General features: G+C 58.2%; 24 protein-coding genes and 1 pseudogene. 4 read left to right on the top strand and 21 right to left on the bottom strand.

Annotation, left to right across the window (positions count from 1 at the left end; translation table 11 throughout):
* Window positions 1-71: 71 nt before the first annotated feature.
* The 3 genes from thiE to thiS are packed head-to-tail and all read right to left on the bottom strand — an operon-like array spanning window position 72 to window position 1,779.
* Window positions 72-725 carry a thiamine phosphate synthase gene (gene thiE / locus W02_RS06900; protein ID WP_173046087.1) on the bottom strand — a complete coding sequence of 218 codons (654 nt, stop codon included), beginning with the start codon at window positions 723-725 and terminating at the stop codon, window positions 72-74.
* A 30-nt stretch (window positions 726-755) separates the two neighbouring features.
* On the bottom strand, window positions 756-1,529 hold the full coding sequence (locus W02_RS06905) for a thiazole synthase (RefSeq protein ID WP_173046089.1): 774 nt from the start codon (window positions 1,527-1,529) through the stop codon (window positions 756-758).
* Window positions 1,522-1,779, bottom strand: a complete 258-nt coding sequence (gene thiS / locus W02_RS06910) for a sulfur carrier protein ThiS (protein ID WP_232068669.1) — start codon at window positions 1,777-1,779, stop codon at window positions 1,522-1,524. Before thiS ends, W02_RS06905 begins: the two co-directional genes overlap by 8 nt.
* Before the next feature lie 86 nt (window positions 1,780-1,865).
* On the opposite strand from thiS, the gene W02_RS06915 reads away from it, so the two are divergent.
* Complete coding sequence (locus tag W02_RS06915) at window positions 1,866-2,360, top strand: histidinol-phosphatase (RefSeq protein WP_173046091.1); 495 nt, start codon at window positions 1,866-1,868, stop codon at window positions 2,358-2,360.
* Here the strand turns inward: W02_RS06915 and W02_RS06920 are convergent.
* The 11 genes and pseudogenes from W02_RS06920 to ffh form a co-directional block, all read right to left on the bottom strand.
* A complete protein-coding gene (locus W02_RS06920; RefSeq protein WP_173046093.1) occupies window positions 2,338-3,702 on the bottom strand; it encodes a S41 family peptidase in 1,365 nt (454 codons plus the stop codon). The two genes, W02_RS06915 and W02_RS06920, sit on opposite strands and share 23 nt — an antisense overlap.
* A gap of 31 nt (window positions 3,703-3,733) precedes the next feature.
* Window positions 3,734-4,918, bottom strand: coding sequence for a murein hydrolase activator EnvC (locus W02_RS06925; RefSeq protein ID WP_232068718.1), 1,185 nt, complete (start codon window positions 4,916-4,918; stop codon window positions 3,734-3,736).
* A complete protein-coding gene (gene ftsX / locus W02_RS06930) occupies window positions 4,918-5,817 on the bottom strand; it encodes a permease-like cell division protein FtsX (protein ID WP_173046097.1) in 900 nt (299 codons plus the stop codon). The genes W02_RS06925 and ftsX overlap by 1 nt, the downstream gene beginning before the upstream one ends.
* A complete protein-coding gene (gene ftsE / locus W02_RS06935) occupies window positions 5,814-6,482 on the bottom strand; it encodes a cell division ATP-binding protein FtsE (RefSeq protein WP_173046099.1) in 669 nt (222 codons plus the stop codon). The genes ftsX and ftsE overlap by 4 nt, the downstream gene beginning before the upstream one ends.
* A gap of 7 nt (window positions 6,483-6,489) precedes the next feature.
* Window positions 6,490-6,882, bottom strand: a complete 393-nt coding sequence (locus W02_RS06940) for a YraN family protein (RefSeq protein WP_232068670.1) — start codon at window positions 6,880-6,882, stop codon at window positions 6,490-6,492.
* On the bottom strand, window positions 6,879-7,550 hold the full coding sequence (locus tag W02_RS06945; protein ID WP_173046101.1) for a ribonuclease HII: 672 nt from the start codon (window positions 7,548-7,550) through the stop codon (window positions 6,879-6,881). Before W02_RS06945 ends, W02_RS06940 begins: the two co-directional genes overlap by 4 nt.
* Before the next feature lie 159 nt (window positions 7,551-7,709).
* Window positions 7,710-8,042 (bottom strand): annotated as a pseudogene (gene rplS, locus W02_RS06950) (50S ribosomal protein L19); the annotation flags it as partial.
* A gap of 2 nt (window positions 8,043-8,044) precedes the next feature.
* Window positions 8,045-8,827: a tRNA (guanosine(37)-N1)-methyltransferase TrmD gene (gene trmD, locus W02_RS06955; protein ID WP_173046105.1), complete on the bottom strand. Its 783-nt coding sequence runs from the start codon at window positions 8,825-8,827 to the stop codon at window positions 8,045-8,047.
* A complete protein-coding gene (gene rimM, locus W02_RS06960; protein WP_173046108.1) occupies window positions 8,817-9,353 on the bottom strand; it encodes a ribosome maturation factor RimM in 537 nt (178 codons plus the stop codon). The genes trmD and rimM overlap by 11 nt, the downstream gene beginning before the upstream one ends.
* Before the next feature lie 3 nt (window positions 9,354-9,356).
* Window positions 9,357-9,641 (bottom strand): 30S ribosomal protein S16, encoded by a 285-nt coding sequence (gene rpsP, locus W02_RS06965; RefSeq protein WP_173046110.1) that lies wholly within the window; start codon window positions 9,639-9,641, stop codon window positions 9,357-9,359.
* 40 nt (window positions 9,642-9,681) lie between these two features.
* Window positions 9,682-11,028: a signal recognition particle protein gene (gene ffh / locus W02_RS06970; RefSeq protein ID WP_173046111.1), complete on the bottom strand. Its 1,347-nt coding sequence runs from the start codon at window positions 11,026-11,028 to the stop codon at window positions 9,682-9,684.
* A gap of 245 nt (window positions 11,029-11,273) precedes the next feature.
* Between ffh and W02_RS06975 the strand changes: the two genes are divergently transcribed.
* Entirely contained in the window at window positions 11,274-11,534 is a 261-nt protein-coding gene (locus tag W02_RS06975) for a DUF4321 domain-containing protein (protein ID WP_173046114.1), read from the top strand.
* Here the strand turns inward: W02_RS06975 and uvrB are convergent.
* From uvrB to W02_RS07005, 6 genes are all read right to left on the bottom strand, one after another.
* Window positions 11,531-13,534, bottom strand: a complete 2,004-nt coding sequence (gene uvrB / locus W02_RS06980; RefSeq protein WP_173046116.1) for an excinuclease ABC subunit UvrB — start codon at window positions 13,532-13,534, stop codon at window positions 11,531-11,533. The genes W02_RS06975 and uvrB overlap by 4 nt on opposite strands.
* 125 nt (window positions 13,535-13,659) lie before the next feature.
* Entirely contained in the window at window positions 13,660-14,955 is a 1,296-nt protein-coding gene (locus tag W02_RS06985; protein WP_173046118.1) for a DEAD/DEAH box helicase, read from the bottom strand.
* Window positions 14,956-15,104: 149 nt separating this feature from the next.
* On the bottom strand, window positions 15,105-15,404 hold the full coding sequence (locus tag W02_RS06990; protein WP_173046119.1) for an RNA-binding protein: 300 nt from the start codon (window positions 15,402-15,404) through the stop codon (window positions 15,105-15,107).
* A 264-nt stretch (window positions 15,405-15,668) separates the two neighbouring features.
* The gene (locus tag W02_RS06995) at window positions 15,669-16,460 is read right to left on the bottom strand and encodes a hypothetical protein (protein ID WP_173046120.1); all 792 of its coding nucleotides are present in this window, start codon (window positions 16,458-16,460) and stop codon (window positions 15,669-15,671) included.
* The gene (locus W02_RS07000) at window positions 16,460-16,705 is read right to left on the bottom strand and encodes a hypothetical protein (protein WP_173046122.1); all 246 of its coding nucleotides are present in this window, start codon (window positions 16,703-16,705) and stop codon (window positions 16,460-16,462) included. Before W02_RS07000 ends, W02_RS06995 begins: the two co-directional genes overlap by 1 nt.
* 13 nt (window positions 16,706-16,718) lie before the next feature.
* Entirely contained in the window at window positions 16,719-18,779 is a 2,061-nt protein-coding gene (locus W02_RS07005; RefSeq protein WP_197742167.1) for a thioredoxin domain-containing protein, read from the bottom strand.
* A gap of 110 nt (window positions 18,780-18,889) precedes the next feature.
* On the opposite strand from W02_RS07005, the gene W02_RS07010 reads away from it, so the two are divergent.
* Window positions 18,890-20,401, top strand: a complete 1,512-nt coding sequence (locus W02_RS07010) for a M28 family peptidase (RefSeq protein WP_173046124.1) — start codon at window positions 18,890-18,892, stop codon at window positions 20,399-20,401.
* A 76-nt stretch (window positions 20,402-20,477) separates the two neighbouring features.
* Here the strand turns inward: W02_RS07010 and W02_RS07015 are convergent, their stop codons facing one another.
* Entirely contained in the window at window positions 20,478-20,789 is a 312-nt protein-coding gene (locus W02_RS07015; RefSeq protein WP_173046126.1) for a hypothetical protein, read from the bottom strand.
* Window positions 20,790-20,937: 148 nt separating this feature from the next.
* Here W02_RS07015 and W02_RS07020 point away from each other — a divergent pair, with 148 nt between their 5' ends.
* On the top strand, window positions 20,938-22,500 hold the full coding sequence (locus W02_RS07020) for a TolC family protein (protein ID WP_173046128.1): 1,563 nt from the start codon (window positions 20,938-20,940) through the stop codon (window positions 22,498-22,500).
* Window positions 22,501-22,505 lie beyond the last annotated feature (5 nt).

Here is a 22,505-nt window from a genome sequence, read left to right on the forward strand (position 1 = left end):
CAGCGCACAACGTCCAAGTCTTTTCGGATTCTATCATCCGATATTTTCACGGTCAACAGGACGAGACGTTCTCACGCGCGTGCGTCGCGTGACTCATGCGCTCGCGACAATGCGTTCAAGAGTTCGTGAGTCCGACGTTTCACATCGGCCGCCGACAGAATCGCCGAGATGACCGCCACACCGAATGCGCCGGCAGCGCAGACATCGCGAACGCGGTCGACGGTGATTCCACCGATCCCGACGATCGGCCGCTGCACAAGTTTGCAGGCCTCTTCCAACCGGCGCAGACCGAGCGGCGGGCCGAAGGCCGCTTTCGACGGCGTCTCGTAGAGCGGGCCGAATATGATGTAGTCCGCGCCTTCCGCATCGGCCTTCATGGCTTCCTCCACTGAATGAACGGAGATGCCGAGCAGGCGGTCGGGACCGAGCAGGCGGCGTGCGACCGTCAGCGGAAAACTGTCGCTTCTCAGGTGCACGCCGGCCCGTTCGACCGCCAGCGCGACATCGATTCGATCGTTGATGAGAAGCGGATGTGCGTCCCGAGTGGACCACGCGGCCAGCTCGCGCGCAATCGCGAGGAGCGCGCCGCCGGAAAGATCACGCTCCCGCACCTGCACGGCGAAGGGGCCGGCCCGCGCGGCCTGCTCCAACACCATTCCCAACGGCCGCCCCATTGTTTGATGGCGGTCGGTCACGACAAGGAGGCGTGAGGCAAGCTGAGGCATGAAGCGACGCGCGCCGCAGATGCGATGCGATCAGAGCATCCCTTCGATGGGGCTGCTGGCCGTGGCATATAACTTCCGGGGAATTCTCCCCGCCTTATAGGCCAGACGACCCGCGGAAACCGCATACTTCATGGCTTCGGCCATGGCGATGGGATCTTGCGCGCCGGCGATCGCGGTATTCATCAGCACCGCGTCGGCTCCATATTCCATCGCCAACGCGGCATCCGATGCCGTGCCGACACCCGCATCGACGATGATGGGAACCTTCACGGTTTCCATGATGATCTTCAGATTGTAGGGATTGCGAATCCCAAGGCCCGAGCCGATGGGAGCGGCCAGCGGCATCACCGCCGGACAGCCGATGTCCACCAGTTTCTTGGCGACGATGGGATCGTCGTTGGTATAGGGAAGGACCACGAACCCTTCCTTGATCAAAATCTTGGCGGCTTCGATCAGGCCGGCGGTATCCGGAAACAAGGTGCGTTCGTCGCCGAGGACCTCCAGCTTGACCAGGTCGGAAATGCCGGCCGCACGAGCAAGACGGGCATACCGGACGGCGTCTTCCACTGTATAGCATCCGGCCGTATTCGGAAGAATCACGTATTGTTTCGGATCGATGTAATCGAGCAGGTTCTCGCGCGAGCGATCGGTGATGTTGACACGCCGCACGGCGACCGTCACGACATCGGCTCCCGATACCTCGATGGCCTTCTTGGTTTCAGCGAAATCCTTATACTTTCCGGTCCCGACCCAGAGTCGGGATTTGAACTCGCGCCCGGCTATGATCAACCGATCGTCATACATGACTGCCAACCTCCTCCGCGACGTCCGGTCCGGACTGCGCGCCGCCGCCGATAAAGCTCATAATCTCCACACGATCTCCCTCGTGGAGCGCTCGGACGTCGAAGTCGCTTTTTTCCAGAATGTCCAAATTCAGTTCGACCGCGACCCGCTCGGTGGAAATCGCCAACTCCCGGAGCAACTCGCCGACCGTTCCGCCAGGCCGAAAGGTCCGAGGCTCGCCATTGACTTGGATGTGTATCGCCTCGGCCATGGCTTCATCCTAGGGAACCCCAAATCCCATTGTCAACAAAGCCACTCTTGCGTCTCTTCATATGAGAACGTCAGAATGTCGCACACATGTCGGCACCGGAAACCAATCAGGCCGTGGCCTCGCTGTTCCGCTCGATCGCGGAACTCCTGGCCGCTCAACGAGCCAATCCTTATCGGGTCCGCGCCTATCGGCGGGCGGCCGATTCGTTACTGGCCCTGGATGAGGATATCAACACGATCGCCGCGAGACAGGCGCTGCATGAGATCGAAGGCATCGGCACAGATCTGTCGGAAAAAATTCTGGAGTACCTGCGCACCGGAGGGATTCAGATGCACGAGTCGCTGAAAACTCCGCTGCCCGACCATATTCGAGATTGGACTCAGTTGCCGGGGTTGACCATATCCCTGGTGTCTTATCTGTATGCACGCCTGGGGATCACCACCCTGGAAAGCCTTGAACAACTCGTCCGATCGCACATGCTCCGCACCGTGCCCGGATTCACGGGCGGAGAGGAAGAATTACTCCGGGCGATTGCAACGCTGAAGGAACGAGCCTCCGCTAAGCAGGCCGAAGCTCCTTGAAAATTTTCCAGGTTTTCAACAGCTCCACCGCCTTTTGCAATTGAACATCCTGTTCCAACGAAGGATCTCCGGCGGCATCGACCGGCAGGATCGATGGACCGGCTCCGTTTCTCGTGGCATCATCGGAGCCCTTTCCGTTGGCCGGCGCCTGATCCTTCCCCTGCGGGGCGGCTGCCGGCGGCTTTGCCGGCTTTGCTTCCGGTTCCTTTTCTCCAGGCTTCCCTTCCGCTTTCGCGACGACGGCATTCTGCTGCTTCACGACGATGTCGGGTGTGATGCCGGTCGATTGGATGGACCGTCCCTTGGGCGTGTAGTACTTGGCCGTCGTCAGACGCAGCCCGGACCCATCACCCAACGGAAGAATCGTCTGCACCGATCCTTTGCCGAACGACGTGGTACCGACGATCACCGCCCGTCCATAGTCTTGCAGCGCCCCCGCGACAATTTCCGATGCGCTGGCCGATCCCTCATTGACCAGCACGATCATCGGTGAATCGTCCATTTGGTCCTTGCCCTTGGCAAACCATTCATCCTTCTTGCTTTCGCGCCCTTTCGTGTAGACCACGAGCTTGCCGTTCGGCAGGAACTGCTCGGATACTTCCACCGCCGCGGTCAGAAGACCGCCCGGATTGTTTCGGAGATCGAGAATCGTCGACTGCAGCTTTTGTTCCTTGAACTGCTTGAGCACCCGGCTCAGATCTCTCCCCGTGGCCTCCTGGAACTGCGTCAACCGAACGTAGCCGATGTTCTCCAACACCTTCGACTTCACGCTCTCGATCTTGATCGTGTCCCTGACGAGCGTGAACTGCAGCGGGTCGGCGGTTCCTTCGCGCTGAATCGTCAAGTTGACCTTCGTCCCTTTCGGCCCGCGCATTTTTTGCACCGCGTCCATGAGCGTCAGGTCCTTCGTCGTCTCGTCATTGACTTTCGTGATGTAGTCTCCGGCCTTGATGCCCGCTCGATACGCCGGCGTGCCTTCGATCGGCGCAATGACGGCCAGCCTGTTTTCCTTCACGCCGATTTGGATGCCGACCCCGCCAAACTCGCCTTTGGTTTCCACCTGCATTTCCTTATACATTTCAGCAGTCATGTAGGCAGAGTGAGGATCCAGCGTGGACAACATTCCGCGTATCGCGCCCTGAACCAGGTCTTTCACCTTGGTGTCGTCGACATAGTTCTTCTGAACCTGGGTCAAGACTTCAGAGAATGTCTTCAGCTCTTCGTAGCTCTCCGTCGCGTGACCTGTGTGCTCCCATCCCTTCCCGATGAGGACGCCGAATACAAGAGCCAGCACGATGACAGGGCCTACCATCCAGAATCGCCGTCGCGGAGACTGTTCCATTGTATGTTCCTTTCGCCTGCCGTCTCGTTCGCTATCGTCTTGCCAACCATTGCAGGGGGTCTACCGGCTCCGCCCCCTGCCGCAACTCAAAGTATAAAGTATTTTCACCGGTCATGCCCGTATCCCCCGTTTCCCCGATCGGTTGTGTGGCGTCCACGCGGGCGCCGACCGATGCCAGAATCTTCGAGGCATGCGCATAGAGCGAGAAAAACCCATTGGCATGATCCACAATTATAACGAGTCCGTATCCTTTCAACCAGTCTGCATAGACGACCGTGCCGGACATGACCGCCTTGATCGCGCTGCCTTCCGCGGCTTTGATCTCGATGCCTTTCCGCTGGACGTATGTGTTGAACGTCGGATGTTTCTGGCGCCCGAAATAGGAAATGACGGTCCCGTCGGCCGGCCACGGCAGACCGCCTTTGACCCCTTTGGGAATCGATGCGCCACTGGGCGGCTTGGCCATTGCCGCCCGACGCCGATTTTCAAGCTCGCGCAACAATCCGTCGACTCGCGACGCGGACTTCTCCAATTCCTGCAGCGCCCGGTCGCTGGATTCCTTCTCATGCGTGATCTTGGTGAGATAGGTTCGTTTCTCCTTCTTCACTGTCTTGATTTCTTCCAGCTGCTTCTCCGTGCCGCGCTTGTAAGCCAGCATACCGACCCGCGCCACTTCACGCTGGCGCTCGGCCTGCTCCATGTTCCTTACGTCGCTGCGGAACCCCTCCATGAGGTCGTAGTCCCTTTCGGACACGGCAGAGAGATATTGGAGTCGCCGCTGAAAGTCACCATAGGAGTCCGATGCCAGGAGTGTTTTCCAGTAGCCAAAGCGCCCCTCCATGTACTGAACGCGCAGGCGAGCGAGGATGGCATCCTGGCGTTGCCGAATGCTGTCCCGCAACTTCCCCACCTGCAGGTTGATGGACTCGATCTCCTGATCCTTTTTCTTCAACTTCCGGCTAATGTCTTGGTGGGACTGCCGCACCTTGATCATCCGTTCGTCCAGGCTCTGGATGCCCTGGAGCAGAGAGTCCCGTTTCTTTCCCGCTTCATCGGCCTGCTTGCGCTTTTCCTCGATCTGTCCCTTCAGCTGCTCCAGCGCTTTCCGTTCTTTTTCGATTTTGTCGCTGATCGAATCGGCCGCCACAGCCGCCGGGACGGCGGCACAGACCGTTGCCCACAGACAGACCGACACGGCGATTCGACGGTTCGGCATCACGCCTTGACCTCATCGAACCGGCGAAGCGAGACGAAGCTCCCCGCACACCCGAGCGCAATGCCGACGCCCACCAGGCCAAGGCAGGCGGAGGCGGGGAAAAACACGATCAGCTGGTCCAGGCTGCTCAATCGTCCTGTCGTTCGCATCTGCTGACGAAACAATTCAAAGAGAAATTTGAGCATCACGAGCGACAGGGCGCTTCCGAGCCCGCCCAATACGGCCCCTTCGAGAAGGTACGGGATGCGGATGAAGCTCGTGGTGGCTCCGATGAGCCGCAAAATCGCGATCTCATCCCGCCTGGCGAACAGCGTCAACCGAATCGTATTGGCGATGATCGTCACGGCGGCGGCGGAGAGGACGACACCAATGCCAATGGCCACGAGTTCGATCGACCTGATGACGATCGCTAATGCATCGATCCAATCCTGATTGTAATCGACTTTCGCCACCCCTGAAAGCTCCCGGACTCGATCCGCCCAGCGCTTCACCGCTTCGGGAGATCGAAATGGCGGGCCCAAAGTTACCACGAACGAAGCGGGCAATGGATTCTGACCCAGCCCTTCAAGCAGATGAGACTCGGAGGGAAACTGCGCCTTGAACTCGCCCAATGCCTGATCTTTGGAAATGAAATGCATGGCCGAGACCGCATGGTCTCCCCGTAAAGCCTTCTCGATCCCCGCCGTCGCTTCGGCCGAGAGCTGATCGTCGAGATACACCGCGATCTTGATATCGTCCTGTAGAGATCCGGCGGCCGCCCGCAGATTCACGAACAGCAACAGGAAGATGCCGACGCAGGCCAGTGTGAACGCGGACGTCAAGATGGCCACCATCGTCGTCGTGCGGTTCGTCCGCATGTTCGCCCAGGCCTCGTGCAGGACATATCCCACCGTCCTCATGCCGGCACCCGTTGACCAGGCGCCAATACACCCTGAACCAGCGTGATGACCCGCCGGTTCACCTGCGCCATGACGAGCGGATCGTGGGTGGCGACCACCACCGTGGTGCCGCGAATATTGATGAGCTTGAAGAGTTCGATGATTTCCGCCGTCAGCTCAGGATCGAGATTGCCGGTCGGTTCATCCGCCAACAGGACGACCGGGCCGTTGACGATCGCGCGGGCAATACAGACACGCTGCTGCTCGCCCGCGCTGAGTCCTGCCGGGAGGTGATCACGTTTGTGCTCCACGCCGACCGCGCGCAAGGCCTCCGTCACTTTTCGTCTGATGTCTCCGGCAAAGGCCCCCTGGACCAGAAGGGGGAGCGCGACATTGTCGAATACCGTCTTCTTGGGAAGGAGGCGGAAGTCCTGAAACACCGTTCCGACCTTGCGGCGTAGATACGGGATCTCGGATTTTTTGAGCCCGGTGACATGCTTGCCGTGTACGAACACCTGCCCATCGTCCGGCCGCTCGGCCCCGATGAGCATGCGCAGCAAGGTGGATTTGCCGGCTCCGCTGGGCCCCATCAAGAGGACGAATTCCCCCTTTTCAATTTCAAGCGACACATTCGAAAGAGCCGGCCGGCGGTCGAACTGCTTGGATACACGGATCAGCTGGATCATAACCGCCTTACCAGGGGAGGTCGTTTCCCGGTACATCAAAGGCATTTTTCAGGTGCTCGATACGGGTGTCCTTCGCGCCCTGTTCCTGGAGCAGCACCACGTCGAATCGGCAGAGGCGGTCGGTCAGATGGTGCGTCGCCAGATACTGAGCGGCGAGACGCGTCATTTTTTTCTGCTTCCGGCGATCAACCGCTTCGATCGCTCCGCCGTATCCCACGGTCCGGCGGGCCTTGACCTCGACGAATACGAGCACCTGCCCGTCCTCCGCAACGAGATCGAGCTCGCCGAGCGAAGAGCGGAGATTTCTGGCAATAATCCGATACCCCTTCCGTCGAAGGTACGACTCGGCCGTCGCTTCTCCTTCTTGCCCAAAGAGTCGTCTCGGGTCAAGAATTGTCACGCTATTGACCGCGGCGTCTCTTTCGATGGGCTCACGGATGTCGGATACGGCCGCAGCGATCGACAAATGATCTGTGCCACGGGAGCGAAGGTGCGGCGATGAATCGCGCAGGGACCGTGCTCATCGAGCCGCTTGAGATGCTCATCCGTCCCATATCCCTTGTGCGAGAGAAAGTTGTATTGCGGGTACAACCGGTGATACTCGACCATGAGACGATCCCGCGTTACCTTGGCCACGATCGAAGCGGCGGCCACCGAGAAGCACAACGCATCTCCCATGATAATGGACCGGCTCAACACCCCGGGACAACGGAGCGTGACCGCGTCGATCAGCAGACAATCGGCCGCGGGTGAGAGCGCCGCGACCGCCCGGCGCATGGCAAGCCGCGTGGCCTCGAGAATGTTGATCCTGTCGATTTCCTGTTCCGTGGCGGAGCCGACGCCGATGCACACCGCGCGGGCTCTGATGAGCGCATAGAGCCGCTCACGGTCCGCCTTCGTCAGTTGTTTGGAATCATCGACACCCGTCAGCCTGCAACGGGCGGGAAGGATGACGGCGGCAGCCACAACGGGACCGGCGAGCGGGCCCCTGCCCGCCTCGTCGAGCCCGGCTATACGGCGATACCCGCACCGCCGGGCTTCGATTTCGAACTCGTTGGTAGGTCCCACGAAGTCGCCTATGCCGGCTTTGACAGGGTGATTACCCCTCGTGGTCGCGCTCAGAATGGATCAGGATTTTGCAGCGGCCCCGACTTCGACCGGTTCGGCCTTCTGCTCGGCGGTTCGGGAGCCTCCCGCCTGCGATTTTGACTCTCCCACAAATTCGCGGTCCTCCACTCTGGAGAATTTGCCCTTCTTCCCGCGTAGGTAATAGAGCTTGGCGCGCCGGACTTTTCCCTGGCGGACGACGTCGATTTTGGTCACAATCGGGGAATGGATGGGGAAAATTCGCTCCACCCCAACCCCGTAAGACACTTTGCGCACGGTGAACATCTCAGTATTCAATGTCCCCTTGCGCGCAATAACCGCTCCTTCGTAGACCTGAATGCGCTCCTTCTCACCCTCCACCACTTTGACATGAACACGCACCGTGTCCCCGATTTCGAACTTCGGGGTCGATTTCTTGGTCAGCGCACGCTGTACTCTCTCCAACTGATTCATGGCTACTCCTCCCCCCCACAACGAACGGGCATGCCCCGCATGCCCTCCCGAATGATGTCTCCCAACAACCGGTGATCTTCCTCTTTCAACACCGTCCTATCCAACAAGTCGGGCCGGCGCTGGTACGTCGCACGGAGTGCTTCTTTGCGCCGCCACAGACGGATCGCCTCGTGATGCCCGGACAGCAACACGTCCGGCACCGTCATGCCGCGAACCTCCGACGGTCTTGTATAGTGCGGGTACTCCAACAGCGATTCAGAAAACGACTCTTCTACAATCGATTCCGGATCACCTAAGACCCCCGGCACCAACCGCGCCGCGGCGTCGATCACGACCAACGCCGCGAGTTCCCCGCCGGTCAGGATGTAATCCCCGACCGAAATTTCCTCAGGCTGCAATGCCAGCCGAACGCGTTCGTCGATCCCTTCGTAGTGCCCGCAGATGAACATCAATCTCCGCGTCTCACCGGCCAGCTCTCTGGCAACGCTCTGGGTAAATGGTCTCCCTTGGGGTGACGGCAACAACAACCGCACATGGTCTCCCTGCGTGCCGTAGCTTGAACATACGTCATCCACCGCACGGAGAATCGGTTCTGCCTTCATGACCATGCCGGCCCCTCCGCCGTATGGCACGTCATCCGCCACTTTGTGTTTGTCGATCGTATAGTCGCGAAGATTGTGCACCTGGATTTCAAGCAGAGCCTTCTCCCGCGCCCGTTTCAGCATGCTGCTTCCCACGACCGGCAAGATCATCTCGGGAAACAAGGTGAAGACATCACATCTCATGATGATCCTCGATCAGGCCCTCGACCCCTTGCACAACCATTCGCCGCGCCGGCACATCGACGTTCAGGACGAAGTGCTTCGCGGCTGGGATCAACGTCTCCCGCGATCCATCCTTCACTACCAGTACATGATGGCCCGGCAACGCCCATACCGTTTCCACGCGCCCCAATTCGCGGCCGTCCTGATTTACGACCGTCATGCCGATCAGATCACATTCGTAATACGTGTCTTCCTGCGTCCGGGAGAGAGGCTCGCGAGGAACCTGGATTAATCCTCCGCGCAGCGTGCCCGCTTCTTCCGGCGTCGTGACGTCCTGAAACCCGACGATATAGGCGGCACCCGCCCGGCGGACATGTGACACGGTGCGGTCCGTCGTCTGTCCGGTTTCACCCAGCACCGTGACGGCATGCAAATTATCGAACCGTCCCGGCACGTCGCTCAGTGAACGGACTTTAACCTGACCCCGGACTCCAAAGGGCTTTTCGATGCGCCCGATTGTCACGCGATCGTCTTGGCCCACGGGCACGAATCACGCTCCCTTTTTCTTGCTCGCTTTCTCTGATTCGAACTGCTTCCAGAGGCCGGACCGTCGAAGAAGAGTTTTCACCGTCACGGTAGGTTGAGCTCCGTGGCGCAGCCAACTCAGCACGCGCTCCTGTTTCAGCTCCGGCAATCCCGCTTCCTTGAGCGGATCGAAAATGCCCAAAATTTCCAGAAAGCGCCCGTCGCGTGGCATACGTGAATCCGCCGCCACCACCCGATAGACCGGTCGCTTATGTCGTCCTGTTCTCGTCAATCTCAAATGAACGGCCACCGTCGTCCTCCTTAGTTGATCGATAACGTGCTTGTGCCTGTCACATCGTGCGCAGAAGCTGTGCCAGCTGTCTGCGACCTCCCGCTCCGGTCATCGCCTTCGCAATCTTGCGGGCGGACAAGAATTGCTTAATCAGCCGGTTGACTTCGGCGACATTGGTCCCGCTGCCCCGTGCAATCCGCTTTTTCCGGCTCCCATTGATGACGGTGTGATCGCGCCGTTCACGCGATGTCATCGAATCGATCATCGCGGCAACTCGCTTCATCTCGCGCTCGGGCACTTGCCCATCCATGGCGCCCTTCAGTTTCTGCCCGCCGGGCAGCATGCTCAGAATCTGATCCAGGGAGCCGAGCTTGTTCATCTGGCCGATCTGGGCACGAAAATCCTCAAGCGTGAAGGTATTGCTCGTCAGGCGTTTCTGAGTCTCCTCTGCCTGTTCACGCGTAAACGTGACTTGCGCTTTCTCGATCAGCGACAACACGTCGCCCATGCCCAATATTCGGGAAGCCATTCGATCCGGATGAAACGGCTCCAGGGCATCCAACTTCTCTCCCACGCCGAGAAATTTGATCGGCTTGCCCGTCACGGCCCTGATCGACAGCACGGCCCCGCCCCGCGCGTCTCCTTCCGTCTTCGTCAGGATGACGCCGGTCAGTCCGACTTGGCGGTCGAATTGCCCCGCCATGTTGACGGCGTCCTGCCCCGTCATCGCGTCTGCGACGAGCAGAACTTCATGAGGCTGAACGGCCGTCTTCACCGCGACCAATTCCGCCATCAATTCAGTATCCACATGGAGACGGCCGCCGGTATCGAGGACCACGAGATCAAAACCCTGATCCCGGCCCCGCTCCACGCCGGCCCGACAGACACCGACAACGTCGTGCTCCGACGCGACTGCCTGTTCCGCGCGATGCACGTCGATACCGAGATCACGTCCCAGGCTTGCCAATTGATCACCCGCCGCCGGGCGCCGGGGATCCGCTGCCACGAGCAACACACGCTTGCCCTGGTTCTTAAACAGCTTGGCGAGTTTGCCGCACGTCGTCGTCTTACCGGCCCCCTGCAATCCGACCATCATGACGACGGTGGGCGGCGAGGAAACGAGGGCCAGTCCGGCTCGCTCGCTCCCCATCATGTTTTTCAGTTCTTCCCAGACAACCTTGACGACCTGATGTCCAGGGGTCAAACTGCTCAGGACCTCCTGCCCCACGGCCTTTTCGCGAACACGCTCGATAAAGTCCTTGACGACTTTGAGGTTGACGTCGGCTTCCAGGAGTGCAAACCGGACTTCCTTGAGGGCTTCCCCGATGTTCTGTTCGGTGAGCACACCCGTGCCGCGAAGCTTCTTCAGGATGTTTTCAAATTTTTCACTGAGTGAATCGAGCATGGCGCTCACAAAGAAAAAGGCAATCGAAGTGGCACCCCCAGATCTCCGATCGCCTCGAAAAATCTAGCAAAAGAGCATCGGGCAGTCTAGTGGAGCACCCGAAAGATGTCAAGGGTGATGGAGATGGATACTGTGAGAATCGATCCGGGACCTACCGGAGCATTTTGTTGACATGATGCAGTCCTTTCGATATGGTCGATCGAGCCAATCATTCTGTCCGGTCAACGGTTTACGAGGCAATACTGGTGAGAAAATCCCCATGGGTTCTGGTCATGTTCCTCGTAATCGGAGGGTTGCTGGGAGGAGTCCTCGGAGAAATTCTCAGAGTCATGGCTCCCCAAGGAACCATTCAGACGATATTCTCGACCAACTTCACGCCGGGGATCAGTCCTCCCCTCACGATTGATCTGATCCTCGTCAAATTGACTCTGGGATTCAGCTTGAAGATCAGCCTGCTGAGCCTTCTGGGGATGTTCGTCGGCGTCTACCTCTACAAAAACGTCTAACGCTCGGTCTTCAGTTCCAATTCCTGCAGCCGCAAGGCGCGAATGCGGTTTCTTAATGCTGCGGCCTTCTCGAACTCCAGAATTTTGGCCGCAGCTTTCATCTCCTGTTCAAGGCGTTTGATCAATGGATCGATGCCTTCCGCCGAATCGTACACTGCCGGAGTCTCGGCCGCGAGCTCCAACTGTTCGACATTTGTGGATCCATTGGCATATTCCAGCGCGAGAATGTCCTTCTTAATGCTGACCGGCACGATTCCGTGGGCATCATTATAGTCGGTCTGGATTTTCCTCCGGCGCGCCGTCTCACCTATGGCTTCTCGCATGGAGTCGGTGACCGAATCGCCATACAGGATCACGCGGCCACTGGCATTTCTGGCCGCACGGCCGGCCGTCTGAATCAACGACCGGTAGGAGCGGAGATAACCCTCTTTGTCGGCATCGAGAATGGCCACTAAACTCACCTCGGGAAGATCCAACCCCTCGCGCAGCAGATTGATCCCGACGAGAACATCGAAAATTCCCCGTCGCAGGTCACGGATGATTTCAGCCCGTTCCAGCGTTTTGATATCGGAATGGAGGTATCGCACCTTGACCCCGATTTCATGGTAATACTCGCTCAGGTCCTCCGCCATGCGCTTGGTCAGCGTGGTCACGAGGACGCGCCCGCCTTGCCGGACCTCCGCCCGCACTTCTCCGAGCAGGTGATCCACCTGGCCTTTGGCAGGCCGCACCTCAATCACGGGATCGAGCAGGCCGGTCGGCCGAATGATCTGCTCGACGACCTCTCCCTGGGTATGCTTCACCTCATATGGACCCGGCGTCGCCGAGACATGAATGACCTGATTGAGGCACTGTTCAAATTCGGAAAATTTCAACGGACGATTGTCCACGGCTGATGGAAGCCGGAATCCGTAATCGACCAGCGTCCGCTTTCTCGAGTAGTCGCCTTCGAACATGCCGCCGACTTGCGGAATCGTGGCATGCGATTCGTCAACGATCAGCAAAAAGTCTTTGGGGAAATAATCCATGAGCGTGGGCGGCGGTTCTCCGGCCTTCCGTCCGCTCAGATGACGTGAATAATTCTCGATTCCATGACAGTAGCCCATGGCGCGGATCATCTCCAGATCGAATCGCGTCCGCTGGGCGATGCGCTGAGCCTCCACGAGTTGATTCTGAGTCTTGAACAGGGCAACGCGTTCGTCCAATTCATCTTCGATGCCGGTAATCGCCTGCTCGTATCGGTCAGGGGCAATGAGATAGTGGGTATTTGGGTACACGGCCACCTTCGGAAGCCGCGCCAGCGATTTGCCCGTCAACGGATCGATCTCATGGATGGCATCGACGACGTCGCCAAACAATTCGATTCGGACCGATCGAGCCTCGTTCGACGCAGGAAAGATTTCAATGACATCGCCCCGGGCACGGAACGTCCCCCGATGGAAGTCGATGTCATTGCGCTCATATTGGATTTCCACCAGCTTGGCGAGAATTTTTTCCCGCCGAATCTCCATGCCTTCCTCCACATACAGCAGCATTCCGTGATAGATTTCCGGCGACCCCAGCCCGTAGATACAGGAAACCGATGAAACGATCAGCACGTCATTGCGTTGAAGCAGGGATGACGTCGCGGCATGACGCATTTGATCGATGGCATCGTTGATGGAGGAATCCTTCGCGATGTAGGTGTCGGTCTGGGGCAGGTAGGCTTCGGGCTGATAGTAATCGTAATAACTGATGAAATACTCTACTGCATTGTTCGGGAAAAACTGTTTGAACTCCTGATAGAGCTGGCCCGCAAGCGTCTTGTTGTGCACGAGGACAAGCGTGGGTTTCTGGACCTGCTCGATGACGTTGGCCATCGTGAAGGTCTTGCCGGAGCCCGTCACACCGAGCAATGCCTGGTGTTTGCGGCCGGCGCGGATCCCGGCCGTCAGCTTTTCAATGGCCTGCTGTTGATCCCCGCATGGTTTGAAAGGCGCTTCTAGTCGAAACGGTGCCATCGGACGTCCTGTTGATCCGTTACTGTATCACGCCGCAGCGGATGGATTCACAGTTGAACGAAAGACCATGACCGACCGATTGAGTCGGCCATGGCTTCCGGTTGAGCATGAGAGATGCCGGTGGGTTAGCGTCCGATGCGGCGGCTGCCGCCGTATGAATTGTCTTGACGCCGAAATGACTGGTTGTCGTGGTGACGCGCCGAATTGAATTCAACGCGCCGGCGCGACCTAGGCCGCCCCGCCTGTTGCTCATCCGCCGGAGGCGTCGCCGCAGGAGGCATGACGGCGAATTCCGGCAAAGGCAGCTTCTTGGTCTGAATGCGCAGTTGCCGGACCATCCGGAGATACTCGTGCTCTTCTGCTTGAGACAGGATGAGAAACGTCGCCCCTTCCTTTTCCGCACGACCGGTTCGTCCGGCGCGATGAACGTACGAGTTGGGATTCGTCGGCAATTCGTAGTGAATCACCTGGGCCACGTCCGGAATGTCCAGTCCTCTCGCCGCGACATCGGTGGCGATAAGCGACCGAATCCTGCCGGCTCGGAACGCTCCGAGTGTCCGCTCACGTTGGGCCTGACTGTGGTTGCCGGTGATGGCCCCGACGGAAGCCACTTCCCCGCCCAATCGCGCGGCCAGCCGCCTGACTTTGTATTTTTGGTCGCAGAACACCATGGATCGGTCGCCGGCCCTGACGGTTTTCAGCAGTGTGTGAACGAGTTGTGCGCGTGACTGCTCGCCGGGGACGACATAGTAGGCATGCGTGATGGACGTCGGGCTGTTGACGCCTGGATCGACCGAGATACGCACCGGATTTTGCTGCATGCCTTGCGCCAACTGTAGGATGTCCTGTGAAAACGTTGCGGAAAAAAGCAGCGTCTGTCGCTCGCGCGGGAGCAGCTTCAAGATCCGCTGGATATCACGCAGAAATCCTCTGTCCAACATCTGATCTGCCTCGTCCATGACCAGCCACGTGACTGCGCCAAGTTTCAAATGTCCCGAACCGGCCAGGTCGAGCAGCCGGCCGGGAGTGCCGACAACCACCAGCGGGTGCCTTCTCAAGGCGCGATAGTGTCTCTCGATGGGAGTTCCGCCATAGACGGCCAGCGACGTGACTGCCGGAGGAGCGTACTTGCGGAGTTCTGACTCGATTTGGAGAGCGAGCTCGCGCGTGGGTGCCAGTATCAAAAATTTCGCGGTCCCTGCTTCGAGCTGCGGCGGAACGGCGCGCAACGCCAGATCGATCATGGGCAGCAGAAAGGCGAGGGTTTTCCCACTCCCGGTCTTGGCCTGCGCCATGACGTCACGACCGTCCAGTGCCGGCCGAATGGCGGCCTGTTGAATCGGTGTTGGCGTCGTGATACCGGCCTGTGCCAGGCGCTGGGCAAGAAACGGGGGCAGATTCATCTGAGCAAACATAGACATAAAACTCCTTGTTGGATCAACTTCCCGGGACTGCAGTACGGCCGATCACTCGGCCGAGAAACGCATCGTGAGGATGGGCAATTCTAGGAAGGATGTGATTCGGGGCTGTCATGACGACAGCCCCGGTTTGGATACGTAAACGATCCGGCTCAGTGCCGGCCGCCGCCAAATCCGCCGCGGCCTCCACCGCCTGAACGCGGTTCCTGCGGTCGCGCTTCATTGACAGTCAATGTACGTCCGCCCAGTTGGGTGCCATTTAACGACGTGATCGCCGTCTGGGCTTCTGAATCACTGGACATTTCCACGAAGCCGAATCCTCTGGACTGGCCGGTGAATTTATCAGTGATGATACGGGCTGATGCCACCGCCCCGTGTGCAGCAAACAAATCACTCAGCTGCTGCTCGGTTGTGGAATACGGCAAACCCCCAACATAAATCTTCGAACCCATCGGGTTCCTCCTTTGAGAAAATGGTGTTGTCTTGGACTCGAGAAGAGGTGAGGAAGGAGTGGGCCGAAGACGCGAACACGATGGCGACTCAGGTCTGGCTTCCGATCAGATCCCCGGGCAGAACCAAAACAACATCAGTACCGGGCCTGTCACGTTCAACTGTCTCACCGCCAGGCCATTCGCGGTGATACACTGGTACACAATACCTCACAGCAACAGGACAAAGCAAGACCAAATCACATACTGATCAGATTTTTCAGATGGTCAGTACGCGGCTGGATTTGACAATGGACGCTGGGAAAAAAGAGGCGCCGCATACAAGCTATCGAATAACAAGGTGGTTTCCCCATATGCCAGCAGACCCACCTGCCCGGTCCCGAGGCTTTGATCCCGGACTGAGAGCATGAGTAACCCATCGAAGAATACCTCGATCACGTCCTTGCTGATGATGGTGTCGCGTTGAACCCGCAGCGAATGCCAGTCGACGGCTTTCGGAGAAATTGAGGCTTGGCTGAGCACGGTTTCCTTCCCGTTGACCATTCTGACGATCCTCACGGTCTTCTCGTTCATATTGACGATGGCCGCATAAAAATTGTCGGAACCCTTCGCGCTGATGATCAATCCACCAGAAGAGCTTCGTGCATCATCGGGAGCCCTCATTCTCACCGAAATGTCCGGATACTCATACTGCAAGTCATCGACCAGGAGCATCCGATAGCAGGTTGTTGATTGGCACGAAGACGTTGCGCTCAGAATGTTCGGAGACGACGGGGCATTCGAATCTGGTCTGACATCCCAGGTGGAAACGCCACCACCTCCGGCCTGAATCGATGAGAACCCCGACGGCGGCTCTTTCGGCTTCTGTTCATCGAATGTCCAGCGATGGAAGAGCTCTGCAAGAGCCTGCCCTTTGAGATTCGACTCTTTCTCCGTCTGACTTTCGGCCTGGATGGCTTGCGATTCCCGATACACACAGAAGACGGCCACCACACACACGATCAATCCTACGCCGATCTTCAGCTGCCCATTCCACCTCTGTCTGGCTCTGGATTGCACTATGAGCGCCCTTTCATATTGATAATTTCCTGCTGCTGACGGTCGCGCTCCCGAAGGATCTGCTTTCTGCGTTGCCAACGGTCCCACGTCCACCATTTCAATTTGTCACGGAACTTCACGACCGGCGGTTGTACGCTTCCTCCCGGTGCGTGCTGAAAATCATATCCTTCATGCGTGTTGCGCCGTTCATAAAAACGCTGATAGAGATGATCATACAACCCTTTTCGCGAATCGGTTCCCGCCACAATGTCCTCCTAATTAGAGCAGCCGATCCAACTGCTTGGGCTCGGTCGTGGGAAGAGAGCAGCTTTGTCCATGGCAAACATACGCTGCCGGTCCTCCGTTCATCCCAGACTTGCCGACGGCAAGCGGCAAGTCACCATCACCGGAGCGCGCGGTCTCTTCCACGACAAGAATCGTCCGGTTGGGAAGAAAGCGCCGGTGGACGGTGGACAACAGTGCCTCTGTCACCGGATTCCCGCGGTTGCCGACGATGACGATATCCTTTGGATGCGATACATACCAGTCAAGCACGCACAACAGAGATGAATATCCGTAGGCATTGCGCGCCATCTGTCCTTGAAACAGCCGTAGAATATCCCCGGCCACGCCATAATACCGTTCTTCTCTCGTGAAAGAGAAGAGTCTCAGAAACACGTGAGCCGCCACCGCATTTCCGGATGGAACCGCGCTATCGGTCCCAGACTTCATCCGTTGCACGAGCGGTTCATGGTCGTGACGTGTAAAGAAACATCCGCCCTTCTCAGCATCCCAAAAGTGGTTCAAGATGCCGTCGGCGACCGCTCGCGCCTGGTCCAGATACCAACGATGCGAGGTCGCTTCGAAGGCATCGAGCAGTCCCGCGGCCAGCCACGCCGCGTCATCGAGATATCCATTGATCCGGCCCTGCCCCGCCACCACGGTTCGGTAGACGCGTCCCTCCACCACCGCATAATCGACAAGAAAGGTGAGCGCCTTTTCTGCAGCCGCGAGATAGCTCTTCTCTCCGAAGGCGTAGTATGCGTCCACATAGGCAACGGCCATCATGGCATTCCAACCTGTGAGAATGTGCTCGTCGCGTTGTGGTTTTGGGCGTCGTTCCCGCGCGGCGAGGACCTTGGCCCGCATCGGTCGCAGCAATGCTTCCGACTGTTCTTGTTCCTCGGCGGACGAATCCAAGGCGTGTAAGCGATGTAAGACGTTCCTGCCGTCAAAATTTCCTTGCTCGACGACTCCGTAGAGACGACAGAATTCCCGCCCGAGATTGGCGCCGAGGATCGAGGTAATCTCCCCGGGTGTCCAGACGAAGAACTTCCCTTCCTGACCTTCGCTGTCCGCATCCTGAGCGGCATAAAAGGCGCCGTCCGGATGCGTGAGTTCCCTCCGCACATACTCGAGCGTTTCTTCGACGACGCGACGGAACCGCTCATCTTTCGTCAGACGCCAGCCGTCCAAATAGATTCGGACCAGTTGGGCGTTGTCATACAGCATTTTCTCAAAGTGTGGGACCATCCATTGCCCGTCCACGGAATACCGATGGAATCCGCCGCCTAGATGGTCGTACATTCCCCCTGCTGCCATCGTCCGTAGCTGAAGAAAAACTTTTCCTCGAATTTCCTCGTTATGAGTATGCTCGGCATGTCGCAGCATGACAGACAAAGGGGGAACCGTCGGAAATTTCGGACCTTCACCGAATCCGCCATGGACGGGATCAAACAACTGTTCTAATTCTTGCGCCGCACGGGTGAGAAGATCTTCCGAGAGCGCCGTGTCGGAGGGTGATGGATCGCCCACGCGGCGCAGCCCGGATCTGACCCGCTCGACGTTCTTTGTGACCTCGTCTCGATGGTGCCGATACGCTTCAATCACTCCCCGCAATACGTCAGAGAATCCCGGCAGGTTGAAGCGCGGCACGGGGGGAAAATACGTCCCTCCGTAAAACGGCTCCTGATCAGGTGTCAGAAACATCGTCAGCGGCCAACCGCCGCTACGTCCGGTAAACACCTGGACCGCTTTCTGATAAATATCGTCCAAATCGGGACGCTCCTGCCGGTCCACCTTCACATTGATGAACTGTTCGTTCATGATGGCGGCGATTTCGTTGTTCTCGAACGATTCATGGGCCATCACATGGCACCAGTGGCACGCCGAATACCCGATTGATAAGAGAACGGGTTTATCCTCTTCCTTCGCTCTCGCTAAGGCCTCCGCTCCCCAGGGATACCATTGAACCGGGTTGCCGGCATGCTGTCGCAGATAGAAACTGGCTTCCTTGGCAAGGCGATTGGGCGTTTGACTGGAACCTGTCGGCTGCATCATCACTCCTCATGCGTTCGGTGAGCGGGCATAGTAGCGTGACCCTGGCTCTCCTGCAACGGATCAGCCCGCACGTGCTATAGTGCGTTCACGCTCGTCATCCTCGGAGCAACATGCCGATGAAAGGGTTCTGTCTCGTCATCGTCGTCTGCCTCACGGGAGTGCTTTTGGCTACGGCATGCGTAGCCGTACCGCTCGATCACTCCTTGCGCTCTGACGCATGGTTCGCATCGGCGTTTGACGACATTTCACCAGATCGAATGATGGCGGATATCCGCGAACTCAGTGGTGAGCGCCTGCGCGGTCGCCAGACCGGTTCACGACAGGACATGGAATCCGCCGCGTTCGTCAGCGATCGCTTCAGCGCGCTTCGGCTCCATCGTGCTCCGGCGTCACCGCCGGACGATCGCACAAATCCGCTTCCCCAACGGGAGTGGAAACAGATCCGCCAGGTGTCCGTCACGACCATACAAGACGATCCCGTTCTGGGCATCGATCCTCAATCGGGGGATTCAGCCGCCAGGCTGGGGACGGATTTTCTTCCGGTGTTCGATTCCCCTTCTGCTGACGTGGAACAATCAGTTGTGTTTGTCGGCTATGGATTAGCGGCCGATTACGCGGGCATCGACGTCGACGGGAAAATCGTATTCTTTTTGCGGGGAAAGCCGGATACGTTCACCGGATCGGCCAGCCACGGCGATAAAGAACGTGCGGCAAAAGAGCATGGCGCCATCGCCTATCTTACCGCCACCGGGCCAGTCCTGACTCCCTATGAACAGCGGCGGGGTGTAAGCGGAAAGCCCGCCGCCTTCTATTCGATGATCGAAGATGCTCACCGATTGCCCGGCGCGTGGATCAGCACTCATCTCGCAGAGTCTGTCGTGCAAGCGGGAAGCGGCGGAACGAAATCTCTGAGAGGATTGCAGGAAGACCTGAATCGCTCGGGAGCTTCGCTTTCCATAAACCTGCAACTCAAAGCCCGCCTGCACTGGACCAGTCACGTGGCGTCGGGCGACCTCTACAACATCGCAAGCCTCATTCGAGGATCATCGCCGGCCGCGGATGAAACCGTCCTCATCGGCGCCCATCGGGATCATTTCGGCCGGCAGGGCGGACTGCTCTTCCCCGGCGCCGACGACAACGCCTCGGGAACCGCGGTTTTGCTGGAGGTCGCGCGCGTCCTAGCTCTCGCGCCGAGCGCTCCCAAACGGTCCGTTCTATTCGTTTCGTTCAGCGGAGAGGAGCAGGGGCTGCTCGGATCACGGTTGTATGTCTCGCAGCCGATTGTGCCTCTCGGGAAAACGATCGCCATGATCAACGTCGATCATGCAGGGGCGGGAAACGGCAGGTTGACGGTCGGGGTCACCGATCTCGAGAACGCGTTGGCGGTGGAGGCCGGAACACGGTCAGGGCTCTCCGATAAAGTGGACTTGTTCGGATTTTTCCCGGGAGGCGATCACGTCCCATTTAAAGAGGCTGGTGTTCCCACAGTGACAGTGGTCAGCGGAGGCGTCCATCCGAACTTCCATCAATCATCCGACACTGCTGAGAATATCGAGCCGGAAAAACTCCGGGCTGTCGCGCGGTACGTCCTGGCGGTCATCTGGAAATTAGCCTACCAATAAAAAGCTCAACGTTGGCGCAGAAGCATGATCCGCAAATGAGCCGAGAGTCTATCGAGGCGAGCGGATAGCGTTACGGTTAGGGGATATCGTCCAGAATCGTTGACTCGATCGGTGGCAGAGGTGGAAGGCTTCGCGGCGGCGCAGGCAGAACAAGCGGTTGCCCAACCTGATTTGCTCCCTGGACCAATCCGATCGAGAGTTGGGGACCCAGCGTTTGCACCGCCCCGCTCCATGCTTGACCGGTCGTGGGATTGCGGAAATTGTATGTTTGGAAAAAGGCGCTTCCTGGCGTATACAGGAACCCTTGCGTGCCGTGATTGTCGATATACAGACTTCCCGGTCCGGGCAAAGTGAACAACGGGGCAACCCCTCCGTCAAAAGATCGCACACTCGAAATCGTTTGACTCCAAGCCGGTACAGAGAAGAGGCCGAGGCAAAGAACGGCTCCCGCACAAACCAGAACAGGAAGTCGGTGACAGCTTGACATGAATTCATTATAGTATGCCCAGTTTGGCTTGTCGACTACAGGGGGGAACATGACGTATCGATCGACCACTGTGTTCGGATGCGCGCTCTCATTCGCTCTCGGGATCGGCCTCGCCTGGACTGCCGGGACCGCCCAAGGTGCCGGGGAGCTCAAAGGACAACCGGAAGAGCGGAGGGAGCCCATCTCACTGGCTGAGTCGGCGCTCCGGGCGTTGAAAAGCAATTTGGATATCAACATTAGCCGTCAGACAAAGGAAAGCCGTCTGACCGACATCGTGGTCGAACAAGCGAAGTTCGATCCGACACTCAGCGTTAACGGCCAGTATAGCCGTACCGTCAACCCCCTCAACCGTCCGGTCTTCGGGGGAACGATCGGGTCGCTCAATGAAATCACCGTCTTTGACCAGCGAAATCAATCCGTCACCCTGGATGCGACGACCAATCTGATCACCGGAGGCAACGTCGATTTGAACTACAGCCCGTCCCGCACGAACGTCAATCAGGATGTCGCGACCGGGTTTCTATTCAACCCGGCTTGGACGGGGGGTCTTGCGCTGACACTCACACAACCGTTACTCCGCAATGCCGGCATCGAGATCAATAAGACCTTCATCCGTATCGCCCAGAACAATGCCACGGTTGAAGAGCATGTGTTCCGTGACCGGGTACTGACGGTTCTGTCCACGGTGGAACAAACGTATTGGGAACTCGTCTTTGCCAATGAAAATCTCAAAGTGGCGGAAGCCGCATTGAAAGCAGCCCAGGAATTGTTGGCCAGCAATCGCGCCAAGGCCAAAGCCGGCGTGATGTCGATTGTGGATGTCCTGCAGGCCGAAGCCGCGGTCGCGTCGCGAGTCGAACAGATCCTGATCGCGGAAAAGTCGATTCGCGACCAGGAAGATCAGTTGCGGCGTCTCCTGAATCCCGGCGAAGAGGAGCTGCGACTGGATATGCGCTTGACCCCTCAGGATCAACCGGTGGTGGCGCTGGAACCGATCAGCCTACAGGAAGCCATCGATATCGCGATTGATCGGAGGCCGGAGATCGTGCAGGCGAAGAAAAACGTCGAGACCAGCGAGATCAACACCAAATTCGCGAAGAATCAGCTGCTCCCGACACTTTCATTTCAAGGCACGATGGGACTCGCCGGGCTGGGGAAGGATTACCCAGATTCCGCCAACCGAAATCTCAGCGGCGACTTCTATAATTACGGCGCCGGACTTGTTTTGAGTTATCCGCTCGGCAATCGTTCCGCCTTCAGTACGTACAACCGGCGGCAGATGGAAGGGAAGAACGCGGAGTCGTCGCTCGCCAGCATCAGGCAGCAGATCATCGTCGGAGTTCGAGAGGCCGTGCGCCGAGTGCAGACGGATTTTAAACGGATTGAGACCACCCGTTCCGCCCGCATCATGGCGGAGAAGCAGCTTCAAGCGGAACAAGAACGGTTGAAGGTGGGACTGAGCACGACCCGGTTCGTGCTGGATTTTCAGCGTGACCTGGCGACCGCCCAAGGCAATGAACTGCGGGCTATTGTCGACTACAACAAGTCCCTGTCCAACTTAGAACGGCATAAAGCCAGTACCCTGGATCGCTACAACCTCCAATTGCAGTAACCGTT

The organism is Nitrospira sp. KM1 (assembly GCF_011405515.1).
Lineage (GTDB): Bacteria > Nitrospirota > Nitrospiria > Nitrospirales > Nitrospiraceae > Nitrospira_C.